Below are 16,337 nucleotides of genomic sequence, written 5' to 3' on the forward strand. Positions count from 1 at the left end.
GGTTCGGGGGCCGAAGATCCGGGAACGTCCCTCGTGCTGAATTTTCTGACCAATTACGCCTATCTGGTCAGAGAACGGAGAACGCGCATGGCCTGGCCGCCCGCCGATCCCGAGCGCCGGAGGGAGCGCGCCCACCGCGTGCTCGACGCCGCCGCCGAGCTGATCCTGCGCCGGGGCTACGACAAGACCACCATCGCGGACGTCGCGCGCGCCGCCAAGGGCACGATCTACCTGCACTGGAAGACGCGCGAGCTGCTGTTCGCCGCGCTGCTGCGCCGCGAGCGCGTCGCCACCCTGGAGGAGGTACGGCCGGCCGAGCCGGGCACCCTGCGCGAGCTGGCCGGGGTGGCGGCCGCCGAGATCATGCGCCGGCCGCTCATGCGCGCCGTACTGCTGGCCGACACCGCGCACCGCGCGCTCGGAGCGGGGCGCGAGCCGTCCCCGCGCGAGGCCCGCGCCGTCGCGGAAGCCGTCCGCGCCTACGTCGAGCAGGCCGCGGGCCTGGCCGGGCGCAAGCTTGAGTTCGCTCTCGAAGGGCAGCTGCCATGAACGTTCTCCCTCTCGACGACGCGGCCGCCGATCTCGCCCTCGCGGGCGGGAAGGGCGCGTCGCTGGCCCGGCTGAGCCGCGCCGGACTGCCGGTCCCGCCGGGCTTCCACATCACCACCGACGCCTACCGCGCGTTCACCGCGCCCTTCCGCGAGCGGCTCGGCGCTCCCGGCGCGCAGGAGTTGTTCACCACGCACGAGATCCCGCCGGACCTGGCCGCCGAGATCCTCGCCGCCTACGCCGAGCTCGGCGACGGCGATGGCGACGGCGACGGCGATGGCGACGGCGACGGCGATGGCGACGGCGACGGCGATGGCGACGGCGATGGCGACGGCGATGGCGACGGCGATGGCGACGGCGATGGCGAGGGCCACGGCGCGGTGGCGGTGGCGGTGCGCTCGTCGGCCACCGCCGAGGACCTGCCCGAGATGTCCTTCGCCGGCCAGCAGGACAGCTACCTGAACGTCCACCGCGCGGATCTGCTCGACGCCGTCCGCCGCTGCTGGGCCTCGCTCTGGAACCCGCGGGCCGTCGCCTACCGCGAGCGCAACCACGTCCCGCACGACGACGTGGCGCTCGCCGTGGTCGTCCAGCAGCTGGTCGACGCCGACGCCGCAGGGGTCGTGTTCACCGCCGACCCCGTCACCGGCGCGCGCGGGCAGAGCGTGGTCAACGCGGCCTGGGGCCTCGGCGAAGCCGTCGTCGGCGGCCAGGTGACACCCGACACCGCCGTGGTCGCCGGCGGGCGCGTGCGCTCGTACACCGTGGCCGACAAGGCCGTCATGACCGTGCGCGGCCCCGAGGGCACGCACGAGCAGGAGGTCCCTCCCGCACGCCGCTCGCGGCGCGTGCTCTCCGACGAGCAGGTCCTGCGCCTCGCCGCCCTGGGCGAGCAGATCCAGCGGCTGTACGGCACGCCCGTGGACGTCGAGTGGGCCAGGCGCGGCGAGGAGCTCTTCATCGTCCAGGCCCGCCCGATCACCGGCCTGGCCGAGGAGGTGGAGGAGTGGAACGACAGCCTCACCGGCCCCTACCTGTGGACCAGCGGCAACCTCGGCGAGGCCATCCCCGACGTGATGACCCCGGTCACCTGGTCGCTGGTGCGGCTGTTCATCCGCGAGGCCATGTCCGCGTCGGCCATCCCCGGCTACCGCCTGGTCGGCAACATCGGCGGGCGCTTCTACCTGAACCTCAGCATCGCCATCTCCGCCGCCAAGGCGTTCGGCATGGGCGGCAGGCTCGGCGCGATCGAGCAGGTCTTCGGCAGGATCCCGCCGGATCTCGACGTGCCGCTGCTGCCCGCCTCCCGGTGGCAGCTGATCAAGGCCCTGTTGCCGATGGCGATCAGGCTGCGCCGCCGGGTCGCCGCCAACGTGAAGCGGCTGCGGCCCTTCCTGGCGACCGCCCGGTCGCGATGCGAGGAGCTGCGCGAGCGCGCCGGGCTGATCTCCGAGCCCGCGGAGCTGGCCGCCTTCTGGGAGGAGGGGCTGCGGCCGTACGTCGTGGAAACCTGCCGGATGCTGGAGGCGGCCGGACGCCAGGGCGGCGGCGCGCTCGTCATGACCCGCGACAAGCTACGCGAGATGGTCGGCGACAGCGACGCCGAGGCCATGCTCACCGGCGCCAACGCCGGCGGCGAGCTGGCCAGCATGGGCCCGATCATCGGCCTGGACAAGCTGGCCGGGGGCGTGATCGACCGGGCGGAGTTCGCCGCGGTCTACGGGCATCGCGGCGCCCACGAGTTCGAGGTCAGCGTGCCCAGGCCCGGCGAGGATCCCGGCTGGATCGACAGGCGGCTCGCCGAGGTCGCCTCCGGTGCCGCCGGCGACCTGCTCACCCGGCAGGAGGAGGCGCGCGCGGCGGCCTGGGCCCGCTTCGACCACCGCTTCCCGCGCAAGGGCGCGGCGATGCGCGAGCGGGTGGACAGGTGGAACGCGATCGTCAGGGACCGGGAGGACACCCGGTCGGAGAACATGCGGGTCTTCTGGGCGATGCGCGCGTTCGTGCTGCGGGCGGGGGAGCTGACCGGCCTCGGCGACGACATCTTCTACCTGGAGATCGACGAGATCCTCGACGTGCTGCGCGGCGGGCGCTCGCCGCTGGCGAGGATCCCGGTGAGGCGCGCCACCTACCGGAAGTACGCCGCACTGCCGATCTACCCGATGCTGATCGTCGGGCCCTTCGACCCGGTCCGCTGGGCCGCCTCGCCCGACCGGCGCGTCGACCTCTACGACGCCCGCGGCGGCCAGGCGCCCCCCGCGGACACGGTGTCCGGCTTTCCCGGCGCGCCCGGCGTCGTCGAGGGCGTGGCCCGCGTGCTGTCGGGCCCCGAGGAGGGCGAGCGGCTGAAGGCGGGGGAGATCCTGGTGACGACGCTGACCAACATCGGCTGGACGCCCATGTTCCCGCGCGCCGCCGCCGTCGTCACCGACATGGGCGCGCCGCTCTCCCACGCCTCGATCGTCGCCCGCGAGCTCGGCATCCCGGCCGTCGTCGGCACCGGCAACGCCACCGCGCGCATCCACGACGGCGACCGCGTCCGCGTCGACGGGGAACGAGGGACTGTGGAAGTCCTCAAAGGATGACAAGACGCATGCGAACGATCACGTCCTGTGGTCACGATGGCCGTCATGACCGACGAGATGGAATGGGAGGAGCGGTGCGTCGTCTACCGGCGCGCCAAGCTGGCCCTGGACCGGGCACCGGCTGCCTCAGGCGAAGACGGATACGCGCCCCGATTGCTGACCGATTGCGTGGCAGGGATCGCCTTCTCCCCGTCAAGGCTTCTCCCCGGGCCTCGGCCCGATCTACAGTGCTGGCGTGACGACGGACAGTGACGGTGATCGCCGTGCGCTCGTACGCGCGCTGGTGGCCGAGTTCGCCCCCCAGGAACTCCCCGACTTCGACCTGATGACCGGCGTGTACTTCGCCAACCCCGGAGCCGCCCGCCGTGCGCGCAGGGCCCGCGACGAGCCCGGGGCCTCCGGCATCGACCTGGGCGACCCCACCCTCACCAACCTGCTGTGGGGCGTCGTCGGCGGCCTCATGACCGAGATGGTGGTCATCGGCGTGCGCGACGGCAGGTCCAGGCTGCGGCGCTGGCGCGAGCGCCGCAGGGCGGGCGGCCCGGAGGCGCCGGTGCCCGAGCTGGGTGAGTCCGCCGACCAGGCCAGGCGGCGCATCGCCAAGGAACTGGAGGCCGCCGGCCGCGACCACGCGGAGACCATCGCCGAACGCGCCGTGGAACGCTGGAGCCGCCGAGACTGGACGCCTCCCCAGTGAGCGGCGGGGATCGTCCCGGCAACCCGTTCCTGTTACCGGCGGCGACCACCTCCCGCTTCGTCCTGCTGGTCACGATCGTGCTCGCGGCCGCGGCCTCCTCCTTCGACTTGGTCGCGGGCGGTGCCTCGCGGTGGCGCGCGGCCTACGCGCCCTGCGACCTCGCCGCCGACGCCGCCCGAGCCGGCGGCCAGGACACGCGGGCGCTGGCCGCCGGCTACCTCGGCTGCCTGCGCGGGGTCGGCCTGGAGCGGGCCGCGGTCGCGCTGGGCGCCATGCTGGCGGTGGCCGTCGCGATCCTGCTCCTGTACCTGGTCAGGCCCCGGCTGACGATCGCCCGCCAGCATCTGGTGCCCGCGGGTGAGGAGCTGTCGGGCCTGGTCGCGGGGCTGGCGGCCGAGGAGGGGCTGCGCCGTACGCCCGAGGTGCTTCTCGACGCCAACCGCGGCACGCCGGGCGGGCGCGCGTTCGGCCGCTACCCGCGCTACTACCTCCGCCTCAACATCGGGACGCTCCACGAGGCCACGCGGCGCGGCGACCGGAGCGAGCTGAGGGCGATCGTCCTGCACGAGCTGGCCCACCTCCGCAACCGCGACGTGGACCTGACCAGCCTCACGCTGTCGGCCGTGTGGGTCTTCGCGGTGCTGGTCGGCGCGCCGCTGCTGGTCCACACCGCGATCTTCGACCCGGTATGGCTGGCGCCCCTGTCGATCAGGACCCTGATCGGCACCGTCCTGGTCGTCCTGCTGGCGGCGTCGGTGCTGCGCGCCCGCGAGCACTACGCGGACGTGCGGGCGGCGATGTCCGGCGGCGCCCCGGTCGAGTCCCGGGGCGATGTGAAGGGCAGCCTGGTCAGGCTGCTGCGCCTGCATCCGCGCGCGGCCGACCGGGCCGAGGTGGTCCGGCAGCCGGGACGGCTGCTGCGGTGGATGCCGGGCGAGGCACTGGGCGCCGGGATCGCGGCCGGGCTGGTGCTGCCGCATCTGATGGAGTTCGTCAGCCTGTGGCTGAGCAACGCGGATCTGCTCGCCTATCAGGTGAGCGCGTTGCTCGCGGGTCTGCCCGTGGCGGCGATCCTGCTGGCCGGGGCGTTCCGTGCCACGCTCGCGGCCATGGCGGCCGACCGGCCCGCGCCCAGGGGCGTCGCGGCGGGGGTGGCGCTGGCGGCGGGAATCGTCCTGGGCCTGCTGGGCGCGCCGAGCCGGATGCGCCTGTCCTGGGCGGAGTCCATCGCCGCCGCGCCCGTGGCCGCCGCCGTCATGGCGCTCTTCCTGCTCGCGCTGTGCGTGACGTTCGTGCGCTGGCTGTCGGCGTGCGCCGACGCGTGGCTGCCCGTCGCGAGGTCGCGCACGCTGCTGCCCGTCTATCTGGGCGCCTTGGTGCCGGCCACGTTGCTGTTCGGGCCCTTTCTCGGTGCCTGGGTCATGTCCGCCGTCTTCGGCATGGAGACGCGCGCGCCCGGCACGGCCGTCTGGGCGATCCTGGTGTCGGTTTTCGATTCCGGGAAGCTGACCGTCCTGCTCCTGGCGGCGCTGTATCCGCTGGGCTCCTGGCTGCTGTACACCTCGCGGGCGCGAGGGCGGCGGCTCTACCTGGACTCGCCGCAGGAGTTCGCCCTGCCGGCCGCCCGGGTCAGGCCGCTCGTGGCGCTCGCCCCCGCCGCGGTCCTGACGTCGCTGGTGGTGGTCGCCGAGCTGGCCACGCCGGAGCCGATACTGCTGTCGCTGGTCGCCGGGTTCGGTCCGGGCGTGCGTACCGACTCCCTCGGCGACATGATGGCCGTGGCCGCCGCGATCGTCGTCGTCCTGGGGCTGCTGCAGACGCTGACCGCGGTCGTGGTGTCGGCGTTCACCGGCCGCGGTCTGGGTCCTTCGCACGCCGTCCTGGCGGCGGTCGCCGGGGGACTGGGCTGTTCGGTGGCGATCGTGTGGCAGCCGCTGGCCCGGACGTGTGCCACCGGGCAGTGCGTGGCGGCGGACCTCCTGTCCCAGTTCGCCGCGCTGTGCATCGGCGTGCTCGGGTTCGGGGTGCCGGTGAGCCTGCTGGGGGCGGGCGCGGTGAGCGCGGTGCGCGCCCTCGTGGCGTTGGCGTCCTCGGCTCCCGCCCGGCCCTTGGTGCGCCCGGCGCGTGCGTGGCTGCGCCGTACGCTGGCGGTCGCCGCCCTGGGGGCGTCGGCGGTGTGGATCGCAGGGACGGCGCCGACCTGGCTGCTCCAGCACGGTTTCGTCGACTTCCCGCAGAGCGGCAGCTTCGACAGCCCGGGGAACGCCGTCCCGCCGCCGGGCCCGCCCGGCACGGTCACCGACCGAGAGGCGTGCGCGGCGCTGGCGAGCGCCGCGCTGACGCCGTTCGTCGGAGACGGCTACTACGCCACGTGGGCGACCGCCTTCGTCAGGCTCGGCGCCAGCCGGAGCCCTTTCCTGGTGAAGCTCGGGCACGCCGGCTACGCCGACGCCCGTGCCGCCCAGTACCGCCTGCGGGACTTCACCACCGCGCTCAACGCGTACTGCGTGCGGGTCAGCTAGTGGAGAAGGTGAACCAGTTGACGTTGACGAAGTCGGCCGGCTGGCCGCTGCTGAAGGTCAGGTAGACCGTGTGGGTGCCGGTCACCGGTGAGATGTTGGCGGGTATGGTGCGCCAGCTCTGCCATCCGCCGGTGTTCGCCAGTGCGAAGTCGCCGATCGGCGGCGCGGTCGGGCTGCCGAGGCGGACCTGGACGAGCCCGCTCACCCCGCCCGCGGCCCCGGAGGCCACCCGGGCGCGGAACTGGGTGGCGGCGGTGCCGCCGAAGCGGACGTTGTCGAAGCGCAGCCAGTCGCCGTTGGTGATCGCGCCGACGTTCTGACCGCCGCCGGTGTCGGTGGTCGTCTCGACGATGGTGCCCGACTGGGCCTGGTGGCGCTCGGCCTGGATGGTGGAGCGGGCGTCGACGTCACCCGGCGGATCGGTGGGAGTGGGGGTGGGGCCGGTGGCGCCGCTCTGCCAGACGGCCACGTAGTCGACGACCATCGGCCGGCCGGAGACGGTCGCGGCGGTGGGCGTGGAGAAGCCGGCCACGCCGTCGGGGAAGGCGCCGCCCATGGCCACGTTCAGCAGGATGAAGTAGCCGGCGTGGCCGGTCATGTTGTTCCAGGTCGCGGCGTCGAACTGCGACTGGCTGACCGAGTGGAACTGCTGGCCGTCCACGTACCAGCGCAACTGGTTGGGCGAGACGCTGCGGTCCCACTCGAACCGGTAGGTGTGGAAGGCCGACTGGCAGGAGGCGCCGGGGCAGGCGCGGCTGGCGCCGAGACCGCTGAACTCGTTGCACGGCCCGCCGGGCGCGACGCCGCAGTGGAGCACGGCCCACACCGAGTTGATGCCGTTGACGTTCTCCATGATGTCGAACTCGCCGATGCCCGGCCAGTTCCAGTAGTTCCCCCGGTACGGCGAGCCGAGCGCCCAGAAGGCCGGCCAGTAGCCGAGCGCGGCCTGCCCGGTCACGTTGGGCATCTGGATGCGGCCCTCGATGCGCAGCACGCGGCCGTCGGCGGGCTTGAAGTCGGAGCGGCGGGTCTCGATGCGGGCGGAGGTCCAGTCGCGGTTGGCGCCGTGCGGGGTGATGCGCAGGTTGCCGGTTCCGTCGAGGCTGAGGTTGGAGGGGCTGGAGGTGTAGTTCTGGATCTCGCCGGTGCCCCAGTTGGCGGGGCCGCCCGGGTAGGAGTGGCCGGTGTCGATGATCCAGTTGCCGGAGTCCGGCAACGATCCGGCGGGGCCGTTGAAGTCGTCGGCCCAGACCAGCGACCACCCGGAGGGCGGGGGCGGCACGGCGGCCGAGGCGGCGAGAGCGGCGTACAGGACGAGGGAGAAGGCGGCCGACAAGGCGGCGGCGGCGACGGCGAGACGGCGGCGCGGCATCACTGCTCCTAGCGGGGGGTGGACGGTGCAGAGAGCGCTCTCACACCTGAAAGAAACATATGGCTAACGCCGTGTCAACCTCGATGAGAGCGCTCTCGCATCCGGGTGGTTCGCGTGGTGTTCCACGTCCCGTCACCTGACCGGCCTAGGGTGCGCGCCATGAGACGTTTCGCCATCGTGATGTGCGCCGGCGCGCTGGCCTTCGGGACCGCCGCGGTCCCGGCCACCGCCACCCCCGAGCACGGTTTCGGCAGGGCCGCCCTGGCCGGGTTCGCGTCGCTGCCCGCGCAGACGTACGTGCCGGGCAGCGAGCGGTCCGGCGCGCAGCTGGGCACGGCTCCCATCAACGGGCTCACCCCGCCCTTCCCCGGCCAGCCCGTGCAGGGTTTCAGCGGCATCGCCCGCCGCCACGACGGAGGCTACGACGTCCTGTCCGACAACGGCTTCGGCGCCCAGGCCAACAGCGCCGACTTCCTGCTGCGCGTGCACCACGTACGCCCCGACTTCCGGACGAGGAAGCTGAGCCTGCGCGGCGGCTTCAACCTGTCCGACCCGCACAAGCGGGTGCCCTTCCCGCTCACCCGCCCCGACCGCAAGCTGACCGGCGCCGACTTCGACGTCGAGTCGATCGTGCGCTCGCTCGACGGCACCTACTGGTTCGGCGACGAGTTCGGCCCGTTCCTGCTGCACGCCAACGCGCGCGGTGAGCTGCTCGACGCGCCGGTTCCGCTGCCCGGCGTGAAGGCCCCGGAGAACCCCGAGCTCAACGGCGGGCAGCCGAACCTCGGCCGCAGCAAGGGCTTCGAGGGCATGGCCAGGTCCGTGGACGGGCGCCGCCTGTACCCGCTGCTGGAGGGGACCGTGACCGGCGACCCCGCGGGCACGCTGCGCATGTACGAGTTCGATCCGCGCAAGCGCTCCTACGGCGAGCGCCGCTGGACCTACCGCCTGGAGGACCCCTCCCACGCGATCGGCGACGCCATCGCGGTGGATCGCCATCGCTTCCTGATCATCGAGCGGGACAACCTGCAGGGGGCCGAGGCCCGCTTCAAGCGCGTCTACCTGGCCGACACCCGCGACAGGGACGGCGACGGCGCCCTCGACAAGACCCAGGTGGCCGACCTGCTCGACCTCGCGGCCCCGGGCGGCGGCACCTTCACCTTCCCGTTCCAGACCATCGAGGACGTCATCATCCTCGACGACCGCACGCTGGGCATTCTCAACGACAACAACTTCCCGTTCTCCTCCGGCCGCACCGCGGGCGCGGCCGACGACAACGAGTTCATCAAGGTACGGCTGACGCGCGGCCTGCGCGCCGACCCCCGCGTCTACCTCTGAGGGACGCCCAGCCGGGCCACCCGGTTGCGTACCCCCTCGAAGTGGGCGCGGACGGCGGCGATCGCGGCGCTCTTGTCCCCGGCCGTCACCGCGGCGTAGATGTCGCGGTGACGGCGGGCGACGTCGGCGGGCGGCTCGTCCGGGGCGCCGATCTGGTCGCGCAGCTGGTGGTAGACGTCCCAGAACGCGCCGAGCAGCTGGCTGACCAGCGGGTTGCCCAGCGGGCGGTAGAGCACGTCGTGGAAGAGCCGGTCGATCTCGGGGGAGACCCCGCCGCGCTCGGCCTCGTCCTCCATCCTGGCCATGACCTCGGCGGAGGCCGACAGGTCGGCCTCCGAGCCCAGGTCGATGAGCTTCTGGACGAGGCCGGTCTCCAGCATCTCGCGGATCTCGACGAGGTGGGCGATGTGGCTGCGGCCGTCCTGCAGGGTGATGCGGCTGTGGAAGGTCAGCTCGTCCACGAGGCCGGCCAGCGACATCCGGCCGACGAACATGCCGAAGCCGTGGCGGATGTCCACGATGCCGACGGCCTGGAGCGCCTTGAGCGCCTCCCTGACCGAGTTACGGCTGATGCCGAGCTCCTCCATGAGCTCCGACTCGGTGGGCAGGGGATCCCCAGCGGCCAGGCCGCGCCCGAGAATGATCTCCTTGACGGCCTCCTGGGCCTCGACGGCACGGCTGGGTCGTGAACGCATGTACAGCCCCTTCTCGGCGATCACTGCGTAACATTCCGGAAACCATCCGTTGACCGCAAGCTGTCTCCCGGCTTAGCGTCCACGTTACGCACAAGATAGGACATGGGATGTCCCACGTTCTACCCCTGGCCACATCCGGCCAGCGTATCCCCCAGGAGGCATCCGTGAGCTCTGAGTTCAGCCGCCGCGACTTCCTGCGCTACACCAGCGCCTCGGCGTTCGTCGTCGCCACCGTCGCCGCCTGCAGCGGCGGCCCCGCCTCGACCGGCTCCGTCGGCGCCGGATCGGACAAGGACCTCATCACCGCCGTCATCGGCTACGGCAACGACCAGAGCTGGGACCCCACCCAGACGGCGTCGGCCTTCGCCATGGCCGGCATCACCCACATCTACGAAGGCCTGCTCGACACCGATCCGATCACGCGCGAGCCGTACCCCGCGCTGGCGACGGCGCTGCCGGCGGACCTCAACGCGACGAGCTGGACCTTCACCCTCCGCGAGGGCGCCACGTGGCACGACGGGCAGCCCGTGACCGCCGACGACGTGGTCTTCACCTTCGAGCGGGTCCTGGACCCGGCGGCCAACGTGCTGGTCGGCAACTTCTTCAAGGCCTGGCTGAAGGAGGTCAGGAAGACCGGCGAGCGCAGCGTCGAGCTGGTCTTCAACTTCCCCTTCCCGGACGCGGCGCCGCGCCTGACCATCGCCAAGATCATGCCCAAGCACGTGTTCGGCGCCGCCGGCGGCTGGGACGCGGCCAAGGGCGGCAAGGCGGTCGGCTCGGGGCCGTACAAGATGACCGCGCACAACCCCAAGTCCAACACCGCCTTCGAGGCCTTCGCCGGCTACAACGGCCCGCGCCCGGCCACCGCAAAGCGCATGAACTGGCTGACCATCGTGGACGCCGCCGCCCGCGTGGCCAAGATCTCCGGCGGCGGCGCCGAGGCCCAGATCGCCGACAACATCCCCTACGCCAACATCGACCGGCTCAAGCAGCAGGGCCTGAACGTCGAGGGCGGCAAGGGCATGAACCACCTGTTCCTCATGTTCAACACCGCCGCCAAACCCTTCGACGACGTGCGCGTACGGCAGGCGCTCCACTACGCCATCGACCGCAAGAAGATGATCGACGTGGCGCTCAAGGGCCACGGCACGCCCTCCAGCTCGTTCCTCAACGAGGGCCACCCTGACCACAAGCGCGCCGCGGTCGTCTACGACCACGACCCGGACAAGGCCAAGGCGCTGCTCAAGGAGGCGGGCGTCACCAACCTGACGGTCAACCTCATGGCGGTCAACGTGAGCTGGCTGGCCGACTGCCTGCCCACGATCGCCGCCTCCTGGGAGGCGATCGGCGTCAAGACCACGCTGGAGCCGCAGGACACCGCGGCGCTGTTCGCCAAGATGGACCAGATGCAGGACTACCAGGTGGTCGCGGCGGCATCGAACCCCAACCAGTTCGGCATGGACGCCGACCTGATCCTGCACTACAACTACGTGCCCGACGGCCTGTGGATGAAGTACTCCCACTGGGAGGCGAGCAAGGACGCCAAGGCCCTGTTCCGCATGATGGACGAGGCCACCCGCGAGCCGGACAAAGCCCAGAAGACCGCCCTGGTCCAGAAATATCTGGATGTGATCGCTGAGCAGGCCGTCCTCTACCCGGTCGTCCACACCGAGCTCATGACCGCCTGGGACCCGAAGAAGCTGTCCGGCGTACGCGCCCAGGCCTACCCGGGCATCAACCTCCTGCAGGCCAAGAGGACATGATCCTCGTCGCCCGGATGCTGGTCCGCCGCGTCCTGATCCTCGTTCCGCTGCTGCTCGGCGTCATCGCGTTCGTCTTCATCGTGATGCGCTTCTCCTCCAGCAAGCCCGAGTACGCCTACTTCCAGGGCGCCAACCCCACCGCCGAGCAGATCCGCCGGTTCCAGCTGGAGAACGGGCTGCTCGACCCGCTGCCGGTGCGCTACCTGCGCTTCGTCGGCGAACTGGCCACCGGCGACATGGGCACCAGCGTGCTCACGAAGAAGCCGGTGCTGGAGTCGGTGCTCACCGCGCTGCCGCTGACGCTCCAGCTCACCCTGCTCGGGCTGGCCGTCGCGACCGTGCTGGCGCTGGTGTTCGGCGTCACCGCGGCGCTGTTCCGCGACCGCTGGCCCGACCAGGTGATCCGGCTGGTGTCGCTGGTCGGCGTGGCCGCCCCGGCGTTCTGGCTGGCCCTGCTGATGATCCAATGGCTGGCCGTGGGGGAGGGGCTGTTCCCGACCGGCGGCTACATCAACCCCGCCGACTCCACCGCCGGCTGGCTGCGCTCGATGACGCTGCCCGCCCTGTCGCTGTCGCTGCCCGTCGCCGCCCAGCTCATCCGCATCGTGCGCACCTCGATGGTCGAAGAGCTCGACCGCGACTATGTCCGCACCGCCGTCGGCAGCGGCCTGCCGCCGGTCGTCGTGGTCGGCCGCAACGTGCTGCGCAACGCCCTCATCAACCCGCTGACCGTGCTCGGCCTGCGCATCGGCTACCTCATCGGCGGCGCGGTCGTGATCGAGCAGATCTACGGCCTGCCCGGCATGGGCCAGCTCATGATCAACGCGGTGCGCGACGGCGACCCCGCCGTGGTGCAGGGCGTGGTGCTGACCATCGCGGTCGGGTTCATGCTGGTCAACCTGGTCGTCGACATCCTGTACCTGCTGGTCAACCCCCGCCTCAGGAGCGCCGCATGAGACGAGGACTCGCCGATCGGCTGGCCCGGCCGGGCGTCACCTTCCGCCGGCTGCCGCCGCTGTCGTGGGCGGCCGTCGTGCTGATCGCGCTGGTCGTGCTCGCCGCGTTGTTCGCGCCGCTGCTGGCGCCGCACTCGCCGTACTTCCAGGAGGTCGCCGGCGGCGGCCCGTCGGCCGCGCACTGGATGGGGCTCGACAGCGCCAACCGCGACATCCTTTCGAGGCTCCTGTACGGCGCGCGCTTCTCGCTGCTCATCGGCCTCGGCGCCACCGGCCTGGCCCTGCTGGCCGGCGCGGTCGTGGGCGCGATCGCCGCCACCTCCCGCAAGGCCGTGGACGAGACGCTGATGCGCCTGCTCGACGTGGTCATGGCCTTTCCCGGCATCGCGCTGGCCGCCGTGCTCGTGGCCGTCTTCGGCGGCAGCGTCCCGGTGCTCGTCATGGCCATGGCCTTCCTGTACATGCCGTCCGTGGCCCGCGTGGTGCGCGCCAACGTACTGGCCCAGTACGGGGAGGACTACGTCGCCGCGGAACGGGTCATCGGGGCGCGCACGCCGTACATCGTGATCAGGCATGTCGCGGTGAACACCGCCGCGCCCGTGCTGGTCTTCTGCACGGTGATGGTCGCCGACGCGATCGTGTTCGAGGCGTCGCTGTCGTTCATCGGCGCCGGCGTACGCCCGCCGGACCCCTCCTGGGGCAGCGTCATCGCCGACGGCAAGAACATGGTGCTGCTCGGCGGCTGGTGGGCCACGGTCTTTCCCGGCCTGCTGATCCTGCTCACGGTGCTCGCGCTCAACATCCTGTCCGAGGGCATCTCCGACGCCTGGGCGGCGCCCGCCGCCCGCACCGCGCCGCCCGCCCGCGACGACGACGCCTTCGAGCGGGCCGTGCCCGGCTCCGGCCAGGTCACCGTGCTGCCCGGTCTGGAGGAGGCGGCGCGCCGCCTGGCCGAGCGCGCCCGCCCGCTGCCCACGGGGCCGCCGATCCTCGCCGTGGAGAACCTCGCGATCGGCTTCGAGCACCGGCACGGCGGCGTCGACATCGTCGACGGCATCTCCTTCGACGTGCGGCCCGGCGAGGTGCTCGGCCTGGTCGGCGAGTCCGGCTGCGGCAAGTCGCTGACCGCGCTGACCATCATGGGCCTGCAGCCGCGCGAGGCCAGGGTGCGCGGGCACATCCGCTTCGACCAGCGCGAACTGATCGCCCTGCCACGCCGCGCCCGCAGGCGGCTGCTCGGCCACGAGATGGCGATGATCTACCAGGACGCGCTCTCCTCGCTGAACCCCGCCATGACCATCCGCGCCCAGCTCAAACAGCTCACCCGGCGCGGCGGCCGACGCACCCCAGCCGACCTGCTGGCCCTGGTCGGGCTCGACGCCACGCGCACGCTCTCCGCCTACCCGCACGAGCTGTCGGGCGGGCAGCGGCAGCGGGTGCTCATCGCCATGGCGCTCTCGCGCGAGCCCAAGCTGATCGTCGCCGACGAGCCCACCACCGCGCTCGACGTCACCGTGCAGGCGCAGGTCATCGAGCTGCTGCTGCGGCTGCGGGAGGAGCTCGGGTTCGCGCTCGTGCTCGTCTCGCACGACCTCGCGCTGGTCGCCGACGTCACCGACCGCGTGGTCGTCATGTACGGCGGGCAGATCGTCGAGACCGGCGCCACCGCCACGCTGGTCGGGGCGCCCGCGCACCACTACGCCCGCGGCCTGCTCGGATCGGTGCTGTCCCTGGAGTCGGGGGCGGAACGGCTCACCCAGATCCCCGGCGTGGTCCCCTCGCCGGCCGGCTTCCCCGCCGGGTGCCGCTTCGCCGACCGCTGCCCGATGGCCGACGCGCTGTGCCACACCTCGCGGCCGCCGCTGGAGGGCGACGCGCACGCGCACGCCGTGGCCTGCCACCACCCCGCGCTCACCCCGGCGGGAGTCCGAGGAGAAGAGCATGTCTGAACCCGCCGTCTCCGTTCCGGTAGCCGAGGTCTCGGGCGTGCACGTCGTGCACAAGGCCCGCTCCGGCGGGTTGTTCTCCCGCGACCGCGTCTACGCGCTGACCGCCGCCGACCTGGCCGTCGCGCCCGGCGAGACCGTCGGCGTCGTGGGCGAGTCGGGGTGCGGCAAGTCCACGCTGGCCAGGGTGCTGGTCGGGCTGCAGCGGCCCACCGAGGGGACCGTACGCGTCCAGGGCCGCGACCTGTGGGCCACGAAGGAGCCGGAACGCCGCGAGCTGATCGGCACCGGCGTCGGCATGATCTTCCAGGACCCGTCCACCGCGCTCAACCGCCGCCTGCCCGTCGCCCAGGTGCTGCGCGACCCGCTCAACGTGCACCGCCGTGGCACCCCGCGCCAGCGCGACGAGCGCGTACGCGAGCTGCTCGACCTCGTCGGCCTGCCCCAGAGCGCCGCCGACGCGCTGCCCGGCCAGCTGTCCGGCGGGCAGCGGCAGCGGGTCGCCGTGGCCAGGGCGCTCGCGCTGGAGCCCGGCCTCGTCGTCGCCGACGAGCCGACCAGCGCGCTCGACGTGTCGGTACGCGCCCAGATACTCAACCTGCTGCTCGACCTCAAGGCCCGGCTGGGCCTGGCGCTCGTGTTCGTTTCGCATGACATTCAGACCGTGCGGCGGATGAGCGACCGGGTGGTCACCATGTACCTCGGCAGGATCGTCGAGCAGGCTCCCGCCGCCGGCGTGCCCGGCGGGGCGCGGCACCCGTACACGCGGGCGCTGTTCTCCGCCACCCCCGGGCTCATCTCGCCGATCAACCCGATCCCGCTGGTCGGCGCGGTGCCGTCGGCGACCAGGCCGCCGAGCGGCTGCCCGTTCCGCACCCGGTGCTGGCGGGCCGACGACGCCTGTGCCGCGGAGATGCCGGCCGTACTGCGTGAGGGCGGGCATCTCTTCCACTGCCACCACCCCGTGACCGCGGGGGCGACAGACCTCGACCTGATCCAGGAGCGCGCATGATGTTGACCGGTGTGATTCCGCCGGTATGTACCCCGATGACGCCGGAGCACGAGGTGGACGCCGCCTCGCTCGTCCGGCTGATCGACCATCTGCTGGAGGGGGGCGTGGACGGGTTGTTCGTGCTCGGCTCCTCCTCGGAGGTGGCCTACCTGACCGACGCCCAGCGCGCGCTCGTGCTGGAGACGGTCGTGGGCCACGTGGGCGGGCGGGTGCCGGTGCTGGCCGGGGTGATCGACATGACCACGCCGCGGGTCCTGGAACACGCCCGCGCCGCCCGCGCCGCCGGAGCCGACGCCCTCGTCGCCACCGCGCCCTTCTACACCCGCACCCACCCCGCCGAGATCCGCACCCACTTCAGGATCCTCGCCGACCGGGCCGGCCTGCCCGTCTACGCCTACGACCTGCCCGTGTCCGTCCACATCAAGCTCACCGCCGACCTGCTGCTCGACCTGGCCGCCGACGGCGCGCTCGCCGGGCTCAAGGACTCCAGCGGCGACGACGGCGCCATGCGCCAGGTCATCCTCGGCCGCCCCCCGGGCTTCAGCGTGCTGACCGGTTCGGAGATCACCGTGGACTCCGCCCTGGCCATGGGGGCCGACGGCGTCGTACCCGGGCTGGGGAACGTCGACCCGCACGGTTACGTCCGCCTGACCGCCGCCGCGCTGCGCGGCGACGCGGCCGCGGCCAGGGAGGAACAGGAGCGGCTGGTGCGGCTCTTCCAGATCGTGCGCGTCGGCGGGTCGCGCATGGGCGGCAGCTCGGCCGGGCTCGGCGCCTTCAAGGCGGCCCTGTGCCTGCGTGGCATCATCGACCACCCCACGACCGCCCCGCCCCAGACCCCGCTCAACGCCGACGAGACCGGCCGCATCGGCAAACTCCTCGCCGCCGCGGGCCTGATGTGA

Annotated in this window: 12 protein-coding genes; 10 read left to right on the forward strand and 2 right to left on the reverse strand. The window is 72.5% G+C overall.

The genetic code is table 11. The features are described 5' to 3' along the window. Nucleotides 1-87 precede the first annotated feature (87 nt). The 4 genes from ACIBI5_RS20500 (at nt 88) to ACIBI5_RS20515 (ending at nt 6,353) form a co-directional block, all read left to right on the forward strand. A complete protein-coding gene (locus ACIBI5_RS20500) occupies nt 88-549 on the forward strand; it encodes a TetR/AcrR family transcriptional regulator (RefSeq protein WP_397248897.1) in 462 nt (153 codons plus the stop codon). After that, a complete protein-coding gene (locus ACIBI5_RS20505; protein WP_397248899.1) occupies nt 546-3,134 on the forward strand; it encodes a PEP/pyruvate-binding domain-containing protein in 2,589 nt (862 codons plus the stop codon). The genes ACIBI5_RS20500 and ACIBI5_RS20505 overlap by 4 nt, the downstream gene beginning before the upstream one ends. Before the next feature lie 235 nt (nt 3,135-3,369). Then, entirely contained in the window at nt 3,370-3,831 is a 462-nt protein-coding gene (locus tag ACIBI5_RS20510) for a hypothetical protein (RefSeq protein WP_397248901.1), read from the forward strand. After that, nucleotides 3,828-6,353, forward strand: coding sequence for a M48 family metalloprotease (locus ACIBI5_RS20515; protein ID WP_397248903.1), 2,526 nt, complete (start codon nt 3,828-3,830; stop codon nt 6,351-6,353). Before ACIBI5_RS20510 ends, ACIBI5_RS20515 begins: the two co-directional genes overlap by 4 nt. Here the strand turns inward: ACIBI5_RS20515 and ACIBI5_RS20520 are convergent. Next, entirely contained in the window at nt 6,346-7,725 is a 1,380-nt protein-coding gene (locus ACIBI5_RS20520) for a glycoside hydrolase family 16 protein (RefSeq protein ID WP_397248905.1), read from the reverse strand. The genes ACIBI5_RS20515 and ACIBI5_RS20520 overlap by 8 nt on opposite strands. Nucleotides 7,726-7,884: 159 nt before the next feature. Here ACIBI5_RS20520 and ACIBI5_RS20525 point away from each other — a divergent pair, with 159 nt between their 5' ends. Further along, on the forward strand, nt 7,885-9,063 hold the full coding sequence (locus tag ACIBI5_RS20525) for an esterase-like activity of phytase family protein (protein WP_397248907.1): 1,179 nt from the start codon (nt 7,885-7,887) through the stop codon (nt 9,061-9,063). Here the strand turns inward: ACIBI5_RS20525 and ACIBI5_RS20530 are convergent. Then, nucleotides 9,054-9,758 carry a FadR/GntR family transcriptional regulator gene (locus ACIBI5_RS20530; RefSeq protein WP_397248909.1) on the reverse strand — a complete coding sequence of 235 codons (705 nt, stop codon included), beginning with the start codon at nt 9,756-9,758 and terminating at the stop codon, nt 9,054-9,056. The two genes, ACIBI5_RS20525 and ACIBI5_RS20530, sit on opposite strands and share 10 nt — an antisense overlap. 164 nt (nt 9,759-9,922) lie before the next feature. Here ACIBI5_RS20530 and ACIBI5_RS20535 point away from each other — a divergent pair, with 164 nt between their 5' ends. Genes ACIBI5_RS20535 through ACIBI5_RS20555 form a run of 5 tightly spaced genes read left to right on the forward strand, consistent with a single transcriptional unit; the run spans nt 9,923 to nt 16,337 of the window. Then, nucleotides 9,923-11,521, forward strand: a complete 1,599-nt coding sequence (locus tag ACIBI5_RS20535; RefSeq protein WP_397248911.1) for an ABC transporter substrate-binding protein — start codon at nt 9,923-9,925, stop codon at nt 11,519-11,521. After that, nucleotides 11,518-12,477 (forward strand): ABC transporter permease, encoded by a 960-nt coding sequence (locus tag ACIBI5_RS20540; RefSeq protein WP_397248913.1) that lies wholly within the window; start codon nt 11,518-11,520, stop codon nt 12,475-12,477. Before ACIBI5_RS20535 ends, ACIBI5_RS20540 begins: the two co-directional genes overlap by 4 nt. After that, nucleotides 12,474-14,426, forward strand: a complete 1,953-nt coding sequence (locus ACIBI5_RS20545) for a dipeptide/oligopeptide/nickel ABC transporter permease/ATP-binding protein (RefSeq protein ID WP_397248915.1) — start codon at nt 12,474-12,476, stop codon at nt 14,424-14,426. Before ACIBI5_RS20540 ends, ACIBI5_RS20545 begins: the two co-directional genes overlap by 4 nt. Further along, complete coding sequence (locus ACIBI5_RS20550) at nt 14,419-15,435, forward strand: oligopeptide/dipeptide ABC transporter ATP-binding protein (protein WP_397248917.1); 1,017 nt, start codon at nt 14,419-14,421, stop codon at nt 15,433-15,435. The genes ACIBI5_RS20545 and ACIBI5_RS20550 overlap by 8 nt, the downstream gene beginning before the upstream one ends. After that, a complete protein-coding gene (locus ACIBI5_RS20555) occupies nt 15,432-16,337 on the forward strand; it encodes a dihydrodipicolinate synthase family protein (protein ID WP_397248919.1) in 906 nt (301 codons plus the stop codon). The genes ACIBI5_RS20550 and ACIBI5_RS20555 overlap by 4 nt, the downstream gene beginning before the upstream one ends.

The sequence above is a fragment of the Nonomuraea sp. NPDC050540 genome, assembly GCF_044457485.1.
GTDB lineage: Bacteria > Actinomycetota > Actinomycetes > Streptosporangiales > Streptosporangiaceae > Nonomuraea.

Coding starts and splice junctions, on each gene's coding strand:
- ACIBI5_RS20540 (WP_397248913.1), top strand. CDS start 11,518: ATGATCCTCGTCGCCCGGATGCTGGTCCGCCGCGTCCTGATCCTCGTT.
- ACIBI5_RS20550 (WP_397248917.1), top strand. CDS start 14,419: ATGTCTGAACCCGCCGTCTCCGTTCCGGTAGCCGAGGTCTCGGGCGTG.
- ACIBI5_RS20555 (WP_397248919.1), top strand. CDS start 15,432: ATGATGTTGACCGGTGTGATTCCGCCGGTATGTACCCCGATGACGCCG.
- ACIBI5_RS20520 (WP_397248905.1), bottom strand. CDS start 7,725: ATGCCGCGCCGCCGTCTCGCCGTCGCCGCCGCCGCCTTGTCGGCCGCC.
- ACIBI5_RS20525 (WP_397248907.1), top strand. CDS start 7,885: ATGAGACGTTTCGCCATCGTGATGTGCGCCGGCGCGCTGGCCTTCGGG.
- ACIBI5_RS20530 (WP_397248909.1), bottom strand. CDS start 9,758: ATGCGTTCACGACCCAGCCGTGCCGTCGAGGCCCAGGAGGCCGTCAAG.
- ACIBI5_RS20545 (WP_397248915.1), top strand. CDS start 12,474: ATGAGACGAGGACTCGCCGATCGGCTGGCCCGGCCGGGCGTCACCTTC.
- ACIBI5_RS20505 (WP_397248899.1), top strand. CDS start 546: ATGAACGTTCTCCCTCTCGACGACGCGGCCGCCGATCTCGCCCTCGCG.
- ACIBI5_RS20500 (WP_397248897.1), top strand. CDS start 88: ATGGCCTGGCCGCCCGCCGATCCCGAGCGCCGGAGGGAGCGCGCCCAC.